The following is an 18,140-nucleotide window of genomic DNA, read 5'->3' as shown; positions in this document are numbered from 1 at the left end:
GGCAAATTAAAAATATCCGGAACAGGCAGGTTTGCAATTCCTTTCCTGTTCCGGCAGTTAACCTTACACAATAAAAAAGTTCTTTGTGGATTTACAGGAATTAAGAAACAGAATCGATACACTTGATGATCAGCTGCTGAATATTCTGAACGAGCGTATGGAGCTCGTTCAGAAAGTCGGCGACCTGAAACGTTCGTCCCAGTCCATTATTTATCGTCCGGAAAGAGAAAAACAGATTCTGGACAGGCTGGAAAAACGGAACAACGGTCTTTTGACGCGCAAAGCAATTGATGCCATTTTTTTCGAAATCTTTGCAGTTTCCCGCAATCTTGAACTGCCGGAGCGCATTGCTTACCTCGGTCCGGAAGGCAGCTTTTCACATCAGGCTGCCGAAAGCCGGTTTGGAGGAATGAGTGAGTATCTGGTTTTGCCAACCATCCATTCGGTATTTGAAAGTGTGGAAACAGGCCGTGCGAAATTCGGCGTAGTTCCTATTGAAAATAATCAGGAAGGAATCGTTATTGAAACCGTTGACTTTCTCCGGGACAAAGACCTTTCCATTGTAGCCGAAGTTTTGCTGGAAGTGCATTTTACCTTTGCTTCGCAGTCGGATACTTTAAGAAACATTCGCCGTATTTATTCCAAAGACATTGCTTTCCGCCAGTGCGGGAAATTCATCAGCGAATATCTGGATGGCATGGGCATAGAACTGATTCCGGTCGAGTCCACGGCGAAAGCGGCCAAGCTGGCTTCTCAGGAAGTAGATTCGGCAGCAATCTGTTCATCCATTTCCGCCAGTCTGTTCGGCGTTCCGATCCTTTTTGACAACATAGAAGACAGCAATCAGAACAGAACGCGTTTTCTGATTCTGGCCAAGGATTTTGTGAATGTGAAAAGCGATGATGATAAAACAACCATTATTGCCAATCTTCCGAACACAAACCGACCTGGTGTTCTTTATGAATTCCTGAAAGACTTCAACGACCGCGGCATAAACCTTACCAAAATCGACAGCCGGCCACTGAGAGGAGAAGCAGCTTTCAGGACTTGGTTTCTGGTGGAATTTCTCGGGCATGTGGAAGATGAGCCGGTAAAGGAAATCATGCACAAATACGGAACGCACCTGAAATGGCTCGGAAGTTATGTCCGTGTTTCCTGAACAGTTTAATTTTTCAAAGTGCCTTTGTACAGGGAAGGCCAGTTGCCGTATAGTTCAATATCCGTTTCGATTCCATCTGGCAGGCGTACTTTAACTTTCTTTTTTGCATTGGGCGCCTGAAAAGAATCGATACCTAAAACAACAATCTTTTTGCCGTTTATGACTGACGTTATGAACGGCTCTTTTTTTTCAATGGCCAAAAGTGCCTGTTCTTTTCGTGGAGCTGTCCATTTTCCGTTCAGCTGAAATGCAAGGTCTTTGTTTATGCCGCCGGCAATGACGTCTTCAACCTGCTTGGCCATCCAGTTTCCCAGAACGTAAAACTCCGTTGGATAATCCCAGTATGGCGGTGCACCTTGTTTACCCGATTTGCTGCCAATTTCACTTTCCGGTGTTTTCCCGTCTGCAGGATACCATTCATGACCCCAACCGGGAGCATCTTTGGAAACCGTGTATGCATTGGGATCATTTCCGTAAGGTCCGCTGTCGTGCCATAAATAATAACCGTCGAATAAAACCAGTGAAAACAGGGAAAGGCTCAGCGCCTGACTTGCGGGCATCATTTCAAGCTGATTCATGACCAGTTCACCTTTGGGGGCCGTCAGATTGTAGTTCCACGGAACAATCGGATCTTTGTAAAGCGGCATGTACCGGTTCCATGCATAAAAGATAAACCTGTTATTTTTCTGATAAGGAATCAGTTTGTTGATCCTTTGCGAATGAATGGCGGATAGCAGGACAAAATTGTTTGGCGTATTGCCCTGTTCGTCCTTCATGAACATGGGCTTGGGATAAACATCAACGGGCGTCGTATTGAAAATGTGCTGAAAACTTTCGCCGTTCGGCAGCGGATCGAAATTCGGATTGTTGGCTTTCGGCTGTTCATAATCCTTTATGAAGTCTTTCGGGTTTGCGCCGCCGGTTGTATTGATATGCGGATTGGTGTAAGCGCCGCCGCCCCAGTAATCCATTAGATACATCTGCGGATGATTTTTGCGTATTGTTTCAGAAAACCAGATCAGCCGTTGCTTTACTTCCTCAGAATAATGCTGGTTCCAGAATTCAAAATCATAGGCATAAACGCCAAAATCCGGAATCTGTGCGCGTGATTCAACTTCGGACTTTGATAGAGTTGCAAACCATTTGTCATCCTTGTCGGCAAAATAATTGGGTGTGGCCGTCCAGTGCATCCGGCTGTAAGGCAAATCTTTTTCCCATCCGTTCAGATAATTTACTCCGCGGTTGTAATAATTGGACGGCGGCACATTTGCATTCAGTCTGTACTGCATCACCAGCTTCCCTCTAACAGGCTGAAATTCAGGAAAGCGCGTATCAAAATCTACATTGATCGTAGCGGAAGGAGCAAACCATTGCGGGATTTCAATTCTGTCCAGATTTGACCATTCCTTTGTACCGGCAGCTGCGGCAATCCATATATTCTGCTGGCGTAACGAACGGTTGCGCATTTCATTCCACCAGTCATTGTAAGGTGCATCGATCCATCGTGCTGTTACGGAGTACAAGTAGCCCGGCTGTACTTCAAACCCGTTTTCCAGGCCTTTTACCTCGATTCCGTCGATCATGATTACTTTGGTACGTCCATCGTCATACGCTGCAAAATCCTTCAGAAAAACCTTATTATTGACCGTAACCGGGCGTACGTCGAGCCAGTTGTCCTTGCTGCCTTGCCGTATCCATTTTTCTGCCGGCAGCACTTCATTTCTGCGAGACGCATCGTAATCAAAAGAAGCGGTGGTTTCACAGCCGGATTGTCCCAGACTGCTTACCTTGATTTGTGCAGGGCCTTGTTCAAGATCAAGCTGCGGAACAGTAAGCCATATTCCGAAACGGTGCGGTATTTCCTTGAAATGCTGTTTTTTGCCATTCTGGGTTATTTCCACTTCGTACGGAGCAAGTCCGCCTGCGTTGGCGGCCAGTTCAAACTGCATTTCCCGGCCAATCTGTTTATAGCGGCGCACAGTAAGATCGCAGGATGCAGCCGCAGAATCAAGCGTGCGGGCAACAGGCAAAGGCTTTATTTGTTCAATGTAAACATTGCTTTTGGAAGGACCGAAGCGTTTCCATACCCAAAAGCCGGAAGCAGAAAGGATTGCCAGAAGGGCAGAAATCCAGATAAAAGATGTTTTTGACAATACTTTGTTTTTAACAGGCACCGGTAATAAAGTAATTGAAGAACAAAAATAAGGGCGGAAGTTTAACTTTCCACCCGTACTTGAACTTACCACCAGCGGTAAAAAACACCTACCGATCCGTCGAGCGATGAAATCCCGTTTTCTATATATTCATGCTTGTAGGAGGTGCCGTTGTATTTTACGCGTACATCCACGCCGAATGAGCCGTCTTTTTTAAACAGGAATTTGGAACCGACACCGATTCCGTATTTGGGCGCAATTTTCTGATCCTGCGTAGACAAACTGCCGTAATAAACCATATAATCCAGAATACTCACCCCGCCGCTTATCTGTACATACGGCTGAATGCCGGATGCTTTTCCCAGAAAATGGTAATTGCCGAACACTTCGATCGGGTATTGCGAAACGGTCCGCGTCTGAACGGCCGAAATCGTTTCGTTCCCGTTTACATATAATGCGCGCGGAAGCCGTTCTTTAAAATAAGTGGAACCCACTTCACCTCCGACAGAAAAAGGGGAACTTCTTAAAACCCATTCAAGCGAAGCCGAAAAATTCTGAAAAGAAGACTTGCTGATATATGAATCCGAAAAAGATCCCAGCGGAACTGCTCCCGTAAAACGCGCCGTGGCAAGATAATGCGTGTAGCGGTCGAAAGGAGAAGGAAGCGTGTAGATCTTGGGCGCATCCTGCGCCAATGCAGGAAATATGGCTGCGAAAAAAAGTGCTATGAATGCTGTTTTGTTCATTTCAATTGATTTTTAAATAACTTGATTGGCCAAAAACCGAATCGACCATTCTGTCAATATGCTGCGGGCTACCGATGCCCGAGCCGCGGATCTGTGCATCCCAGATGACATTTACCGTCGAATCCGCCGTGTTTGGATTTTTAAAGTCCAGCATGGAAATGAGCCAGTAGCTTTCGCTGGTTTCATAATACTGGTAATAACTTGGATAGCCATAGCCATAACCGCCAAAGCCGCCGCCCCAGTAACCGCCGTAATAAGAGGACAATGGCAGTGAAGCGACATTCAGATAAGTATTGGTAATCCACGCGGCATTGATACCGACATCCGGATTGCTTTTCGGGCTTACGTATTTATATCCCAGACCTTCCATATTGGTAATGATGCGCTGCAACAGACTTCTGTCAATTTCTGTAAGGGCAGTTCCGGAGCGGTCATTTTCAACTACAAGAACAGAATCCACAATACTGAACGTTTTATACTGTTTGAAGTTTACAGATTTGCTGGAATTGGTTACGTACACAAGCGATTCTTCCGTGGAAAGATCGCTGACAGGATCTTTGGAGCAGGAAATGAAACCCAGTCCGGCTATGAGCAAGATGAATGAAGCTTTCTTTAACATGTTTATTCTTGTATTTAAATATGATAAATTAACGAAATTTGAAATTGAACATTTTATGATGAGTCATTTCTCAGCTCAATTTTTTAGTTTTAGATATTCACGGTATTAACCTGACTACGATTCCTTTAAATTGGTTGGAGCAATCCTGAAAACATTTGCTGCGGTTATATTCCGAATTGCAGGATTCGGAAGCCTGTGCTGTGACTGCCTTATAAAAACTGATCCAGAACCAAAAATATCTGGAACAGTGTTTGATCTGAATAAATACAACCGGCGCTATGCTTATTATAAAAATTTATGGAAACAAAAGAAGAATTATTAAGGATCATCGATGTACTCAATGATACTTACGAAAGTGAAGAGGCCTGGTACGGGCCGTCAGTCGTTGAGGCTCTGCGTGATGTGACTCCCAAAATGGCAGAAGCAAGATTAAGCAACAACACACATTCCATTGCTGAAATCGTTTATCACATGACTACATGGCGGATTTTTACAGTACGCAAACTTCAGGGTGATGCAGAATTTGATATAAAAACACAGGATAAAGACTGGAAAAAATTCCCGGTTGTTGACGAATTCGAATGGGAAGCGATCCAGATGGAACTCAGCCTTTCGCAGGAAGAACTGATTTCAGAGCTTGAAAAAATCGAAGATGACAGTTTTCTTGAAGAATTTGTGCCGGGCAGAAATTACTCTTATTATACCCTGATCCACGGTGTGATCCAGCATGATGTTTATCATATCGGACAGGTTGGACTGATTAAAAAAGCAGTAAAAGGAATGCGTCTGGAAGAAGACGATTACGGCGCATTTGACGATCGTTCTGATTTCGACAACGGAGCAGATTATTACTGATGTCTACAAGTAGTTTGAGGCTTTGTGCAGGCTTTTACGATACGGTTTTGTAAACACTTTCATGCATTATATTCATGATCTGTAATCCTGAAATGAAAATTTTTGAATATGCAGTCATAAACATTAAAGCTGTCCGGAAATGCCGGGCAGCTTTTTTTGAAAAATTTCCTTGCAACCTTTGGCATTGAAACCCTTAATCGTAGCTATGAAAATTTTAATTGTTGAAGATGAACCCAAGCTGGCCGGTTTCCTGAAACGCGGTCTGGAAGAGCAATCCTGGGAAGTGGAGCTGGCCTATGACGGACAGGTCGGCAAGAAAATGGCTTCCAATTACCGCTTCGACGTCATTGTTCTGGATGTGAATCTGCCGCTGCTGAACGGCTATGATATGGCCAGACAACTCAGAAATGACGGACTAACTACGCCGATTCTGTTTCTGACTGCTTTGGGGACAATTGATGACAAACTGGATGGCTTTGAAGCCGGCGGTGACGATTACCTTGTAAAACCGTTCGAGTTCCGGGAGCTGATTGCAAGGATCAAGGTGCTTTCGCAGCGTAACAGCTCACGGGAACAGTCTCATCAGGTATTAAGCCTTGCCGATCTGGAACTTAATCTGGATGAAAAAGTGGCGCGCCGCGGCGGAAACCGCATTGACCTTACTGCAAAGGAATTTGCGCTGCTGGAATATCTGATGCGCAACAGAGGAAGGGTGGTGTCACGCGTGGACATTGCCGAGCAGGTCTGGGACATACGTTTTGATACGGGAACAAACGTGATTGATGTCTATATCAATTTTCTGCGTAAGAAAGTGGATAAAGATTATCCGAACAAACTGATCCATACGGTCGTGGGAATGGGCTATATTTTTAAGGAAGAATGAACATCAAATCCCGGCTTACGCTCCTTTTTACCATGCTGGTTGGTTCCATTATGGCGTTGTTCTGCCTGTCCATTTACTTTTTCTATGATCAGTACCGTGAAAAGCAGTTTTATTCATTTCTGAACGAACGCGGACAAACGATTGCGCAATTGGTGGAAGCGAGTAATGGCATCAGTAAAGCAGACATCCGGCAGATTGAAAAAGAAAACAACACCATTTTACTGGATGAAGAAATAACAATCTACGACGGAGCGGATTCGGTTATTTTTACAAGCGGAAATGAAAAATTTGAACTCTCGAAATCCTTGCTGAACGAAGCCAGGGAAGGCCGCGAAATACGCACAAAATACCAGAAAAAGGAAGCCATTATCATTCGCCATATTCTGCAGGATCACCGCAAGCCCTGGGTCGTAATGGCCGTTGCCAATGATTATTCGGGTATGAACCAGTTGAAGCGTCTGCGGGAAATTCTGGTGATCGGCTGGCTTCTGTCCCTTGTTTTGGTAGGCGTTGCCGGCTGGCAGTTTGCCAATGATGCAATTAAGCCGGTTGCAGATATCATTGATCAGGTAAATAATATTTCGGCGGGAAACCTGCATGAAAAAGTAACGGTCGGCAGGGAAAAGGACGAGCTTGCATTTCTTGCACAAACCTTCAATCAAATGCTGAACCGGCTGGAAATCGCTTTTGTAGCGCAGAAAAACTTTGTTTCCCATGCTTCTCACGAACTCAGGACACCCCTTGCACTGATCATGAGCGAAGCAGAACTGAGCCTGATGAAAGAACGCACGGCCAATGAATATCAGGTTGCGCTCAAAGGAATATGGGCAGAAGCAAAGGAAATGAACGAACTGGTGAGCAGGCTGCTGGAGCTGGCGCGTACGGAGGAAAATACCTTTAAGGTAATGTTTTCCAAAATCCGCATCGATGAGGTATTATGGCAGGCAAAAGCTTCGGTTCAGCAGAAAAACCCGGGTTACGAAGTGCATATCCATTATGATAAAATACCCGATGACGAAGAGCAGCTGAAACGCTACGGAGATGAAAGCCTGCTGAAAACGGCCTTTATGAACCTGATGGACAATGCCTGCAAATACTCCAACAATAAAACCGTCAACGTTTATCTTCAGATTCAAAAAGATCTCATCAAGATTCTGTTCAAAGACGTAGGTACCGGTATTTCAAAAGAAGAACTGCCTTACATATTTGATACCTTTTACAGAAGTGCCACCACCATCAGTAAAGCCGGATACGGAATCGGGCTTTCCCTTACAAAAAGGATCATCAACATGCAGGGCGGAAGCATCGAAGTAGAGTCTGTACTGGGTTCCGGAACGACCTTCATTCTTAAGTTCCCACCTTTTTAATTGACTTTTAATTCTGCGTTAATGCGCCTTTAACACATTCAGAAGTCTTTTGTAGCATAAATCACCGCCTTGATTTGTGCCTGCTATGGAGCGTATTTCTTTGTCTTTATCCCGCCTGTTTTCAATCGTTTCCTGTACGTCGGGAGACAACAATTTCTTTCAGTCGAGATGAAGATCAGGAAGTCCGCAGCATGGAAGCCTGCAACGGGTATCAGGGGATTTACAGAGAACTGGAAGGATGATCTGCTGTCCGGTTTTCTGGTATCGCTCATTGCACTTCCGCTAAGTCTCGGCATTGCCGGTGCAAGTAATTTTCCTCCCATGATGGGTGTCCTGACAGCGATTGTCGGCGGCATCCTCGTTTCATTTTTTACCGGTTCCGAGCTGACCGTTAAAGGGCCTACCGCCGGCCTTATTGTGATTGCAGCCGGCGCGGTGGACGAGCTTGGAAAAGGGAATATGGTGACCGGCTGGCACCTTGCGCTTGGCGCTATTGTTGCGGCCGGCATCATCCAGATGCTGATGGGTATCTTTAAATTGCCGAGATTCGCCGATTTCTTTCCGCTTTCTGTAGTTCACGGTATGCTGGCTGCAATCGGGATCATTATCATGTCCAAACAGATTCATCTTGCAGTCGGCATTGCGCCTTCCGAGCTGAAAAGCAAAGGGCCGCTGGAACTCATTGCCATGGTTCCGCACAGCCTGATGAACATAGAATACCATATTGCCATCATCGGCCTTGTCGGACTGATGATTATGTTTGGATGGAAATATCTGTCTTTTTCCATCTTTAAAAAAATGCCGCCGGCTTTGGTGGTTCTTGTCGTTGCCATTGCGCTCGGACAATTCTTTCATTTGTTTGAACCTACTTACCGTGATTTCAAGCCGTTGATCAATCCCGGAGAATTTTCATTTGCCTTTCATGTCGATTTCAGCGGGCTCAAAGGTGATTTGCTTCCGGTATTTATGAAATATGTGGCCATGTTTGCACTGATCGGGAGCCTTGAATCGTCACTGACCGTCAAAGCAATTGATTTACTTGATCCTTACAAGCGTAAAACCGATCTGAGCCGTGATGTAACTGCGGTGGGTGCAGGCAATGTGGCTGCAGGTATTTTGGGCGGGCTTCCGATGATTTCAGAAGTCATACGCAGTTCGGCCAACATCAGCAATGGCGGCAAAACGCGCTGGGCAAATCTTTTTCACGGTATTTTCCTGCTGATTTTCGTGGTACTTCTTTCTCCGGTTATCAGGATGGTTCCGGTGGCAGCACTTGCGGCCATGCTGATTTCCGTAGGTTTCCGGCTTGCTTCTCCTGCCGAGTTCAAACACATTTATTACATCGGCAAAGAGCAGCTGATTATATTCCTTGTCACCATTATCGTTACGTTAAGCACTGATCTTCTGATTGGAATCGCATGCGGTATTTTTGTCAAAATAATGATTCAGCTGTTTTACGGCGTTAAACCTTCGCATATTTTCTCACCAAAGATAGAAGTGAAATCCGAGCATGAGGTTTTTTTCGTGCATGTTCCGCGTGCTGCGGTTTTTGCCAATTACCTCAGCCTGAAAGCAAAGCTCGAAGCCATACCCAAAGGAAAGATTGTACAAGTGGATTTTTCCAATTCGCCATACGTGGATCATACCGTGATGGAAAATATCACAAGATTCAAAAATGACTATGAACAGGCAGGCGGGCAAATGGAGCTGATCGGATTTGGATACCATATCGCACTTTCAGATCATCCGCTTGCAGCCAGAAGAAATCAAAGAGAAACTGTATTGAGTTAAATTGAGTTAGGTGAGTAGTAAGAAAGAATTGGCTTCTGGATTTTCCGAAAGCCAATTTTTCATTTCAGACCTTTGTCCTGCATAAAAGTTTCAGCCTGTTTGGTTTCTTCAATCCGGTAACTCGGCAGTGCATCGGGAAGCTCCCGGGCAATGTACTCGATCATTTTTTCCCTTACCAGACAACGCAGATCAAACGTCTGTGATGAATTCCGGGCAGACATGGTTGCTCTTACCACCATAAGCTGGCCCTGCGTATCCGTAACCTGAAGTGCCCAGGACCTTCCGTCCCATAGCGGTGTTTCGTCCAGGATTTCTTTCAGTTTTTCCCTTAATCGGGGAATCGGGGCAAGGTAGTTCAGATGGAAAAAAGCCGTTCCGATGAGCGCACTGTCGTTTCGCGTCCAGTTCTGAAAAGGCGTTTCGATAAAATAGGTGATGGGCAGCACAATCCTTCTCAGGTCCCAGATATTGACAACCACATAAGTCAGGTTTATTTCTTCAATGCGTCCCCATTCGCCTTCCACAATCACAACATCATCAATTTTAATAGGCTGGGTAAATGCAATCTGAATGCCTGCCATGAGGTTGGCGAGCGATTTCTGTGCGGCAAAACCGATAATCACACTGAAAATACCGGCAGAAGTAAGTATGCCCACGCCGTATTGCCGCACACTTTCAAAACTCAGCATCAGAACCGAAATGCCAAGCAGAATGATCATGATAATGACAATGCGTTTCACAAATTTGATTTTTGTGAACATCCGTCTTGCCTGATTGTTGTCCGGCGAATCAAAATCCAGCTGATCAATCAGCAGTTTTTCAATAATGACCACAATGCGGATCATCAGCCAAGTTGTAGCCGCAATGAGGAGAATTTTACTGATCGAGAAAATCCAGTAATAGTTCCTGTGCGTCAGTGAAAAGGTCTTGATTGTGGCTGTAATAAACAGCAGCGGAATGAAGAAGTGCAGAACGTTTGTCAGGTTTTCCCTTATGGACCGGACCGACTGCCACTCTTTTCTGGAAGCTGTAATTTTAATCAGATTGATAATAATCCCGCTGACTACCAAACCTATAATTCCGGAAATCACTATAACCAGCCAGGGGTAATTTTCATGATCCAGTATTTTCAACAGATCATTCATTGCATCAGTTATCATTAAGACGGGCTACGATCATTCCGGTGTGTTTTGGAACCGAAGCAACATACTCGGCCAGCGGAACATTTGACATGATTACTTTTTTGCCCGTTAAAGAAGCATGAATCAGATAAGCGCGGCTCCCGACCTTGGTGATGATTCCCATATGGTTTACATCCAGTCCTTCCACCGAAGAGGTAAAAGCGACAATGTCGCCATCGTGCAGCATCGGTTCCGTTTTCTGGATTCCTGCCTTCGGGATGTAACTGTATTCTCTGGAATTGATGATGTTTTCCTGTTCGCGGATTTTTTCCCAGACTTCGGTTTCGGCCATGGCCGGGTACAGGTTGGCATGGTTGCTCATGAAATTGATTTCCTTCTTGAAGGGAACGCCGCCTACTTTGGCCGTAATGTCTTCCAGCCGGCCGCGTTTCTGGTTTTCATACAGCCAGTCAAGAATATAATGCAGCCGGGAAGCATATCCGTCAATGTTTCCTTCGCGGTAACGCAGCTTCGTGAGTTCGTTTTTATACCCTTCGTAACTCGGGTTTTCCGTTTTGGAAATGGCCAGCGCTATCGAACTTTCCACCAGTGTCGTGCAATCCAGCCCGTCGAATTTGCAGACCAGCCGCTCTGTCGGGTTTCCTTCCAAAGTTCCGGCAACGTAAGGCGTTCCCAGAAATGACTCGCTCATCCGCAGCACCTGCGTTCCGATATCTCTGCTGTCCGGCAGCTCCATTTTTTGCCCGAAAGTCTTTTGGGGGCTTGTCTGGGCAAACGTGCAAGTGGAAGCTAGCATTAATACAAGAAGAACTATAATTCTGATCATGCGGATTGTAATCATTTTTTTACTGAAAGAACGTAAGCAGAAAATTAACCTCTAAAATCGAGATTATTGTAAAAATAATGACGAATCGATCCAATTGCAATCTTATAAATGGCGGTTTGGCAATGCTTCGGGTAACTCTTCATTCACGTCTGCAGGGTTTTTGACCGGAAAGAAAAATGCCAGTCCGTGATGGAAAAATTGCCATGACAAGTTGCCGATCAGACTTTTCACTTCGCTCGGACGCGCATTCCGGGATTTCAGCGCAAAGGCAATGGAAAGACCAAAACTGACAATGACGTTCATAAAACCGATACCCGCAATCCCGATTATGGAGTTCAGCCAGAGGTCAGTGGAAACGTTATTCTCCAGTCCGCCAACCGCAAGCCCGAAATTTCCGGAAGCAAAGGTAATATGGCGGATATCCAGCGGTAGACCGAAAGTAAAGCCCACTGCGCTTGTAGAGCCCAGAAAAATGCCAAGAAAAAAGTTTCCGGCCAGTCCGCCAAAGTTGCGTTCGAAATAACCTGCCATGCGGTTCAGCCTTTCCTGCCCGAAGAGCCGGACCAGTTTCCTGTGTTTTTTAATGCGTGCGGTATATTTGTTATAAATCCACTTGTTCTCATAATAACCGGAAATCAGTCCCGAAAGCATCAGATAAAAACCGGCCAGTGCAGCATGCGGCAACGCAAGGCTTTCCCAGATATTCAGTTCGGCAATCAGCCTGATCGCTTTTGCAGGATCGGCAATATGATAACCCATCATACGAAAATAAATCCAGTCCAGCGCATAGGCGACCGGAAAGGCAATAACCGCATTTCCGATCAGTGAAATAAACTGGCTCCGGATCAGACGGATGAGCAATTGGGTCGTTTTGTGCAGCCAGTTCGGGTTTTCTCCGTTATTGCTCAGGTTGGCTGCAATCGTGGAAGCCGTCATCGCGGGCTGCTTCGTGGCAATTGTAAATCCGAGAATATGGATCAGGATAAAGCCGATGGAATAATTAAGACTGTAAAAAAAAGCTTCCCAGAATATCGGTAAATGCTGAAAATACAGCCGGGTTTTATTCATACACAGAAAAGCGACGATTACTCCGCCGCCAATTGCCTTTCCGAACAACTTCCAGTAAGCCGATTTGTCGGATGCAATGTAGTGTTCTCCGGTTTTGGAAGTGTTTTCAATGACTTTAAAAGTAAGCAACTGAAGATTGGTCGAAAAATGCTTGCGTAAACTGTACTTGGTGTTTTCGGCATAAACAAATTCCTTAAGAAGCTGCGTAATGGTAAGCCATTGGCGGTTTGGATCGTTTGTCTGTAATATTTCAAGCAGCTGCGCAAGCCGTTTCAGATACTGTTCGATTTGCCTCACCTGATAAGTGAGCTGCAGGCTGATCCCGAAAATATCCTTGTGCCGGTAAATGTAGCTGATCTGGCTTTTACACTGGCTGATCATTACCAGAATGTGCTTGTAATCATCATTGCGGTCGGTCAGCGTATAATCAGTGTAATTCAGGTTTTTTTCCACATAGAGCATTACTTCCCGGTTCAGCCCCAGAAAAGGAGAGTCGAGGTCATCCACTTTCGGGATTTTGGATGCAACTTCCGGGTCCACGCCTAGCGTCGCAGCCCTTTGTGCAAGAATGAGTATGGAATTAAGAACTTCTTTTTCAATGTATCTTTTGATCGCAGGATTTACTTCTTTGAACAGGCTGGAAAGAAATTCGGCCCAGTTGCTGTCCGGAATTGCCTTTACCCATTGATAATCCTTTTTATTGCAGAAAAGCTGGTCAAAATGCGTTCTCAGTTCGTTCGGTTCATCCACCGGAGGCAGAAACTTGAAGCTCAGCCGTGCAGAAGCATCAGAAAAAAAACCTTTGTTGGACCCGATTTCCGACTCGGTAAGCAAGGATACAAACTTGGTCGAAAAAAGCACTGAAAGGATCTGTTCGGACATCAGTTCTTTTTCCCGCCAGTCCAGCGAAATACTGGAGAGTATTTCGGAAAAGGGCTGGTTTTTGTTTTGTTTGGCTTTCCAGTGACTTCGGATTATTTCAGTAAATTTTCCGACATAGTCTATGCGTTCAGGTATTTCAACACGCTCCATAACATCCATATTAAGCTTCCGCTTATACCAAATTTAAGTATTACTTTTACAGCATAGCCGAAATTGCAGCTATTGTTATAAAAGCAGTTCGGATTTTACAATTTATTACTTGCGGACAATCTCATAAACTAAAACGGATGCAGGCAACAACTCGATCTGAACACCGGTGGAAGTAATTTCGGTTGCTTTCAGGCTCAGTTCAGAAGCAAAGGCGGGAAATACAGGTTTAAGTTTGTATAAAAAGGTATTTTCCAGCTTTAAAAAATTAGTCCAGGCATCCTGAGGAATCCTCACCGCAGTTTCCATGCTTCTTTCCCGGTCAAAATTATAAATGAACAGCAGTTTCTGATTTTCGGTAAATCGCAGGTAGCTGTATATTACTTTTTTATCGTAATTGTAACATTGCCCGTCTATATTGAAATACTGAAGATCATAAAATCCGCCGGCGTAAACAGCTTCATTATCAAGTACGAACCGGTTCAGGCTTTCGTAAAACGAACGCAGTTTCTTCTGGTCTTCCGTCAGCTTTTCGGTATTGAACTTCCCGCCGTTCACCCATTGCTGAAACTCCGTTACGCCCCAGTAATCAAAAATGGTTGTGCGCCCGTCCTCTCCCTGAAATCCTTCTGCCTGTGTCGGGTTCACGCCCAGTTCCTGACCGAAATACAGCATCAGCGGCCCGGTATGCAAAGTGGCGCTCAGTGTCATGGCCGGAACAGCCGGCCACGGATCTCCGGCAAAGTACTTCGAGGCAATGCGCTGTTCGTCATGGTTTTCAAGGAACCGGAGCATATGTTCGCTGATATCGCCGGATTCCTGCTGCCATAACCGGGTAATTTCTTCCGCTGTACCGTTTCCTTCCATCAGTTTGCGCAGCGAATTGTACAGACCTACTTTGTCATAGAGATAGTCAAATTTTCCTTTTCGGATGTAATTATGGTATTCGGCCGGATTATAGATTTCAGCAATAAAAATCACTTCCGGGTTAAGTTTCTTGATTTCGGGAATTACCCATTCCCAGAACTCGACCGGAACCATTTCGGCCATGTCGCACCGGAAGCCGTCCACGCTTTTCTGAACCCAGAACCGCAGTATATCGTACATTTTATGCCATGTGGAAGGAATCGGATCAAAGTAGGCAGCTTTCCCGTTCTGATAATCGATGCCGTAATTGAGCTTGATGGTTTCGTACCAGTCAAACTGGCTGGGCTGAGCCGCGAAAACATCATTTCCCGTTGCTTTTGCCGGACGCTCGGTATAAGGAGCTGTGATGTCCACCGGCAGGTTATGGCCTTCCGGAACAATGAAATCCTGGTTTGGTATATAATAAAAGTTGTTGTCTGGCTTAAAACTCACCGTATTGTCATCCTCCTCGCCAAAATCCTTTATTCCCTGTGCGCGCGCTTTGGAATGATACTGACGTGCAACGTGATTTGGTATAAAGTCGATGAGTGCTTTCATGCCGTGATTGTGCGTACGGGCAATGAGCTGCTCGAACTCCTGCATGCGGCTGCTTACGTCCACGGCAAGGTCGGGGTCTACATCGTAATAATCCTTTACGGCATACGGCGATCCGGCAATTCCCTTGACGATCAGCGGATGATCTGCCGGGATTCCGAACTGTGCATAATCGGTTAAAGTTGCATGCTGAAGCACGCCTGTATACCATAAATGGGTAACGCCGAAATCTTTCAGCGCTTCAAGTGCCGTATCCGTAACATCGTTGAACTTTCCGGCACCGTTTTCTTCCAGGGTACCATAAAATTTGTTGGTTGTATTCTGATTTCCGAAGAGGCGGGTGAAAATCTGGTATATAATAAACTTATCTTTATTGATTACGGACATGGTATGCTGAAATGTGTTTAAGGCGTTTTTTGATTTAGATAACTAATCCTACATAAATTCTGATCCAATATGAGCCGTCGGATAATTCAGTATTCCGAGCATTGTAATTTTGACTATTTTGCAAGATATTAAAACTGAAATTACTTGTTTCCGGAACAGACACCCGTTTTACTTTTACATGATTTATCCTGATAATAAAGCAATTTTCCGGCAGCAGAATGCAATCATCCTGATAGGAAGAGTTTTCTGAAATAAAACCACAAGATTAAAATACGAAACCGGGTAATGGGAAATTCAATGTACGTCGGCAGTTTTTGAGCCATTTGATCAGTTATGGTACAGAAAATTCATACACTTGCGCTTTCAGGCATGTTGCTGCTGTTCATGCTTCTGACATCCGTAATTGCCTGTGCCCAGGATTTTAATGAATGCCAGCGGATTGTTAAAGAGCTGTTGCCGGTTTTTAACCGCTCCTTTGAAGAAAATGATCCGTCGCTTCTGCGGGATGAAACGTATCAGCGCGAACTGCGGAAGTTAAAAGCGGCTTATACATTGTATAACAAGGAAAATTTCCAGCCTTCGGATTCGGTTCAGAAAATGAACAATGAAGCCGTGCTGCTTGCCTTGTCCGGCAATTATCCAAAGGCGCTGCACATCATGCAGGAACTGGGGCTGGATACTCAAAATCCCCAATTGAAATACAACAGAGGGTTATTTGCACTTTTATCCGGCAAATACGCCAATGCCAGAAATGATTTTTCGGAAGCTCCCAACGGTACGCAGGCCAAGCTGAACACCCTTGTCGCGTATGCAAAAGAAAAGAATTACCCGGAAGCGCTTCGTTTTGCAGGCAGCAATTCCGCCAAAAATTCGGCCGGAAAATGGAACTTCAACATAGGCCTCGTACATAAGTCTGAAGGCCGGCTCCCGGAAGCAGCCGATGAAATAACCGCCGCCATCCGTCAGAAAGATGAAATGGCTTACCGCCTGCAAAGAGGCGATATTCTCATGCGTAACGGTAATGAAAAACGGGCAGTCAAGGATTTTGAAAAAGTGTCCAGAAAGCACCCGAAAGCGCAGATCCGTTACGCAAATGCATTGCTTTCACTAAATCAGTTCGGTGCTGCAAAGGCGGTTTTTGAAATGTACCTGGAAAGCGGGGACAAGACTTTCCGCGGCGATGCTTTTCTGGGTATTGCGCATTCGTACTACGGACTTCAGCAGATCAGCGAAGCGCAAAGATTTTACCGGCTTGCAGCCACTTTGAAGCGTGAAACGCCTGCACTCCAGACCGGAATTGCCAATACGTACCTTTCAAAGCATGAATATCAGACCGCTTTTGCCTATTTCGACCGGGTGATCAAAAAGGATTCGACTTACTTGCCGGCGTATCTGGGAAGAGCGGTTGCTTATTACGGTCAGAAAAAATACGAGCTGGCGCTGCAGGATTTTAAAAAAGCGGAGAAAGTGCTTGACGTCAATAACAAGTTCCTTGCGGATGTATTTGTAACAAAGGCATTTTCGGAATATTACCTGAAAAAGCCGGCCGAGGCACAAAAGGATTTTCTGACGGCCATCCGCCTTGATCCGACGCGTTATGAAGCACTTGCAGGACTAAGCGGAATCATGATTGATCAGAAACGGTTTCCCGAAGCCGGGCAGTACATGGCAAAAGCGCTCATGTACGAAAAGAACTACGACCGGATGTGGAGCAATTACGGAAATCTTCTGCTGCATTTCGACATGTATAAAAAAGCATATCAGGTTTTTAAAAATGCCATTGCGCTCAATCCGGCAAACATCAATGCACAAAACGGCTGGGGCGTTGTCATGCTGGAAAATGACCAGCTGGACCGTTCTATGGCATTATTTGACAGTCTGATCAAAGAGAATCCGGAGCTTCCGTTCCTGCATAACAATCACGGGATTGTTCAGGCGTATATAGGAAACAGGCACGAACAGCGGCATCAGGTGGATGAGGCCAATGCAAGATACGACGGTTCTTTTCAGGATTTTAAAAAAGCGATGGCTGCTGCTCCTTCCAGGAAATTCTACAACGTAAATCAGGGAAATGTGTACCGCTATCAGGAGAAATACGATGAAGCCAGGCAGAGTTATCAGAACTATCAGGACAAGAGTGCGCTGAACAATACGGCTGTACTTTACGCCGGCCAGGAACGCATTAAAGATGCCAAATATTACCTCGGAATTGCCATTCAGATTGATTCAATGCACCGTGTGTTTCAGTACAATATGACCATTCTTGCCAAAGGAAAGCAAAAGGAAATGATGAAACTTGTTGCTTCTGCAGACGAAAACAGCCCTTTTTCAGACATTGGTATCAAATACAGCCGCGATGGTTTTGTAACGATTTACCTCTACGACTATGAGTATGACGTGCTTTCATTTCCCGGGCGTCATTACATGCCTTTGCCCGTGGCCGAGTACAATGAAGATTATTTCATTCCCGATTACGATTTCAAACTGGTTCCTTACGAGAAGAAAAAGAATAAAACAGTGAAAAAAAAGAAAGTGCGTTACAAAAGCCAGAAAGTCAAGCTTCCCGGCTCCAGAGCACGTTCGGGAACCAGATGCCCGGTTTTATTCTAGCTGTTTCTTCGGTAATCCGGAAAATTACTGCTGAGAAATATTTT

Annotated in this window: 13 protein-coding genes; 6 read left to right on the top strand and 7 right to left on the bottom strand. The window is 45.2% G+C overall.

What is annotated here, in order from left to right; genetic code table 11:
- The first annotated feature begins 85 nt into the window (after positions 1–85).
- On the top strand, positions 86–1,159 hold the full coding sequence (gene pheA, locus FEM33_RS11000) for a prephenate dehydratase (RefSeq protein WP_139012080.1): 1,074 nt from the start codon (positions 86–88) through the stop codon (positions 1,157–1,159).
- A 5-nt stretch (positions 1,160–1,164) separates the two neighbouring features.
- Here pheA and FEM33_RS10995 read toward each other — a convergent pair whose 3' ends face one another.
- The 3 genes from FEM33_RS10995 to FEM33_RS10985 form a co-directional block, all read right to left on the bottom strand.
- The gene (locus FEM33_RS10995; protein ID WP_229214195.1) at positions 1,165–3,312 is read right to left on the bottom strand and encodes a hypothetical protein; all 2,148 of its coding nucleotides are present in this window, start codon (positions 3,310–3,312) and stop codon (positions 1,165–1,167) included.
- A gap of 86 nt (positions 3,313–3,398) precedes the next feature.
- Positions 3,399–4,058, bottom strand: coding sequence for a hypothetical protein (locus tag FEM33_RS10990; protein ID WP_139012078.1), 660 nt, complete (start codon positions 4,056–4,058; stop codon positions 3,399–3,401).
- Between the two features lies 1 nt (position 4,059).
- Positions 4,060–4,677 carry a DUF4136 domain-containing protein gene (locus tag FEM33_RS10985; RefSeq protein ID WP_139012077.1) on the bottom strand — a complete coding sequence of 206 codons (618 nt, stop codon included), beginning with the start codon at positions 4,675–4,677 and terminating at the stop codon, positions 4,060–4,062.
- A 297-nt stretch (positions 4,678–4,974) separates the two neighbouring features.
- Between FEM33_RS10985 and FEM33_RS10980 the strand changes: the two genes are divergently transcribed.
- The 4 genes from FEM33_RS10980 (at position 4,975) to FEM33_RS10965 (ending at position 9,573) form a co-directional block, all read left to right on the top strand.
- Positions 4,975–5,532, top strand: coding sequence for a DinB family protein (locus FEM33_RS10980; protein ID WP_139012076.1), 558 nt, complete (start codon positions 4,975–4,977; stop codon positions 5,530–5,532).
- A gap of 205 nt (positions 5,533–5,737) precedes the next feature.
- Positions 5,738–6,415, top strand: a complete 678-nt coding sequence (locus FEM33_RS10975; RefSeq protein ID WP_139012075.1) for a response regulator — start codon at positions 5,738–5,740, stop codon at positions 6,413–6,415.
- A complete protein-coding gene (locus FEM33_RS10970; protein ID WP_139012074.1) occupies positions 6,412–7,782 on the top strand; it encodes a sensor histidine kinase in 1,371 nt (456 codons plus the stop codon). Before FEM33_RS10975 ends, FEM33_RS10970 begins: the two co-directional genes overlap by 4 nt.
- Positions 7,783–7,950: 168 nt before the next feature.
- Positions 7,951–9,573, top strand: coding sequence for a SulP family inorganic anion transporter (locus FEM33_RS10965; RefSeq protein WP_139012073.1), 1,623 nt, complete (start codon positions 7,951–7,953; stop codon positions 9,571–9,573).
- Positions 9,574–9,632: 59 nt separating this feature from the next.
- Here FEM33_RS10965 and FEM33_RS10960 read toward each other — a convergent pair whose 3' ends face one another.
- The 4 genes from FEM33_RS10960 to FEM33_RS10945 all read right to left on the bottom strand — a co-directional run bounded on the left by FEM33_RS10960 (position 9,633) and on the right by FEM33_RS10945 (position 15,486).
- Complete coding sequence (locus FEM33_RS10960; protein WP_139012072.1) at positions 9,633–10,718, bottom strand: mechanosensitive ion channel family protein; 1,086 nt, start codon at positions 10,716–10,718, stop codon at positions 9,633–9,635.
- A 4-nt stretch (positions 10,719–10,722) separates the two neighbouring features.
- A complete protein-coding gene (locus FEM33_RS10955; protein WP_139012071.1) occupies positions 10,723–11,541 on the bottom strand; it encodes an N-acetylmuramoyl-L-alanine amidase-like domain-containing protein in 819 nt (272 codons plus the stop codon).
- Between the two features lie 102 nt (positions 11,542–11,643).
- A complete protein-coding gene (locus FEM33_RS10950; protein WP_161597104.1) occupies positions 11,644–13,641 on the bottom strand; it encodes a site-specific recombinase in 1,998 nt (665 codons plus the stop codon).
- A 105-nt stretch (positions 13,642–13,746) separates the two neighbouring features.
- Positions 13,747–15,486, bottom strand: a complete 1,740-nt coding sequence (locus FEM33_RS10945; protein WP_139012069.1) for an alpha-amylase family protein — start codon at positions 15,484–15,486, stop codon at positions 13,747–13,749.
- A 333-nt stretch (positions 15,487–15,819) separates the two neighbouring features.
- Here FEM33_RS10945 and FEM33_RS10940 point away from each other — a divergent pair, with 333 nt between their 5' ends.
- Positions 15,820–18,096, top strand: a complete 2,277-nt coding sequence (locus FEM33_RS10940; RefSeq protein ID WP_139012068.1) for a tetratricopeptide repeat protein — start codon at positions 15,820–15,822, stop codon at positions 18,094–18,096.
- Positions 18,097–18,140 lie beyond the last annotated feature (44 nt).

The organism is Dyadobacter flavalbus (genome assembly GCF_006149045.1).
In the GTDB taxonomy this organism is placed as follows: domain Bacteria; phylum Bacteroidota; class Bacteroidia; order Cytophagales; family Spirosomataceae; genus Dyadobacter; species Dyadobacter flavalbus.
The sequence above is the reverse complement of the archived record's forward strand: the minus strand, read 5'-3'. Positions and strand labels throughout refer to the sequence as shown.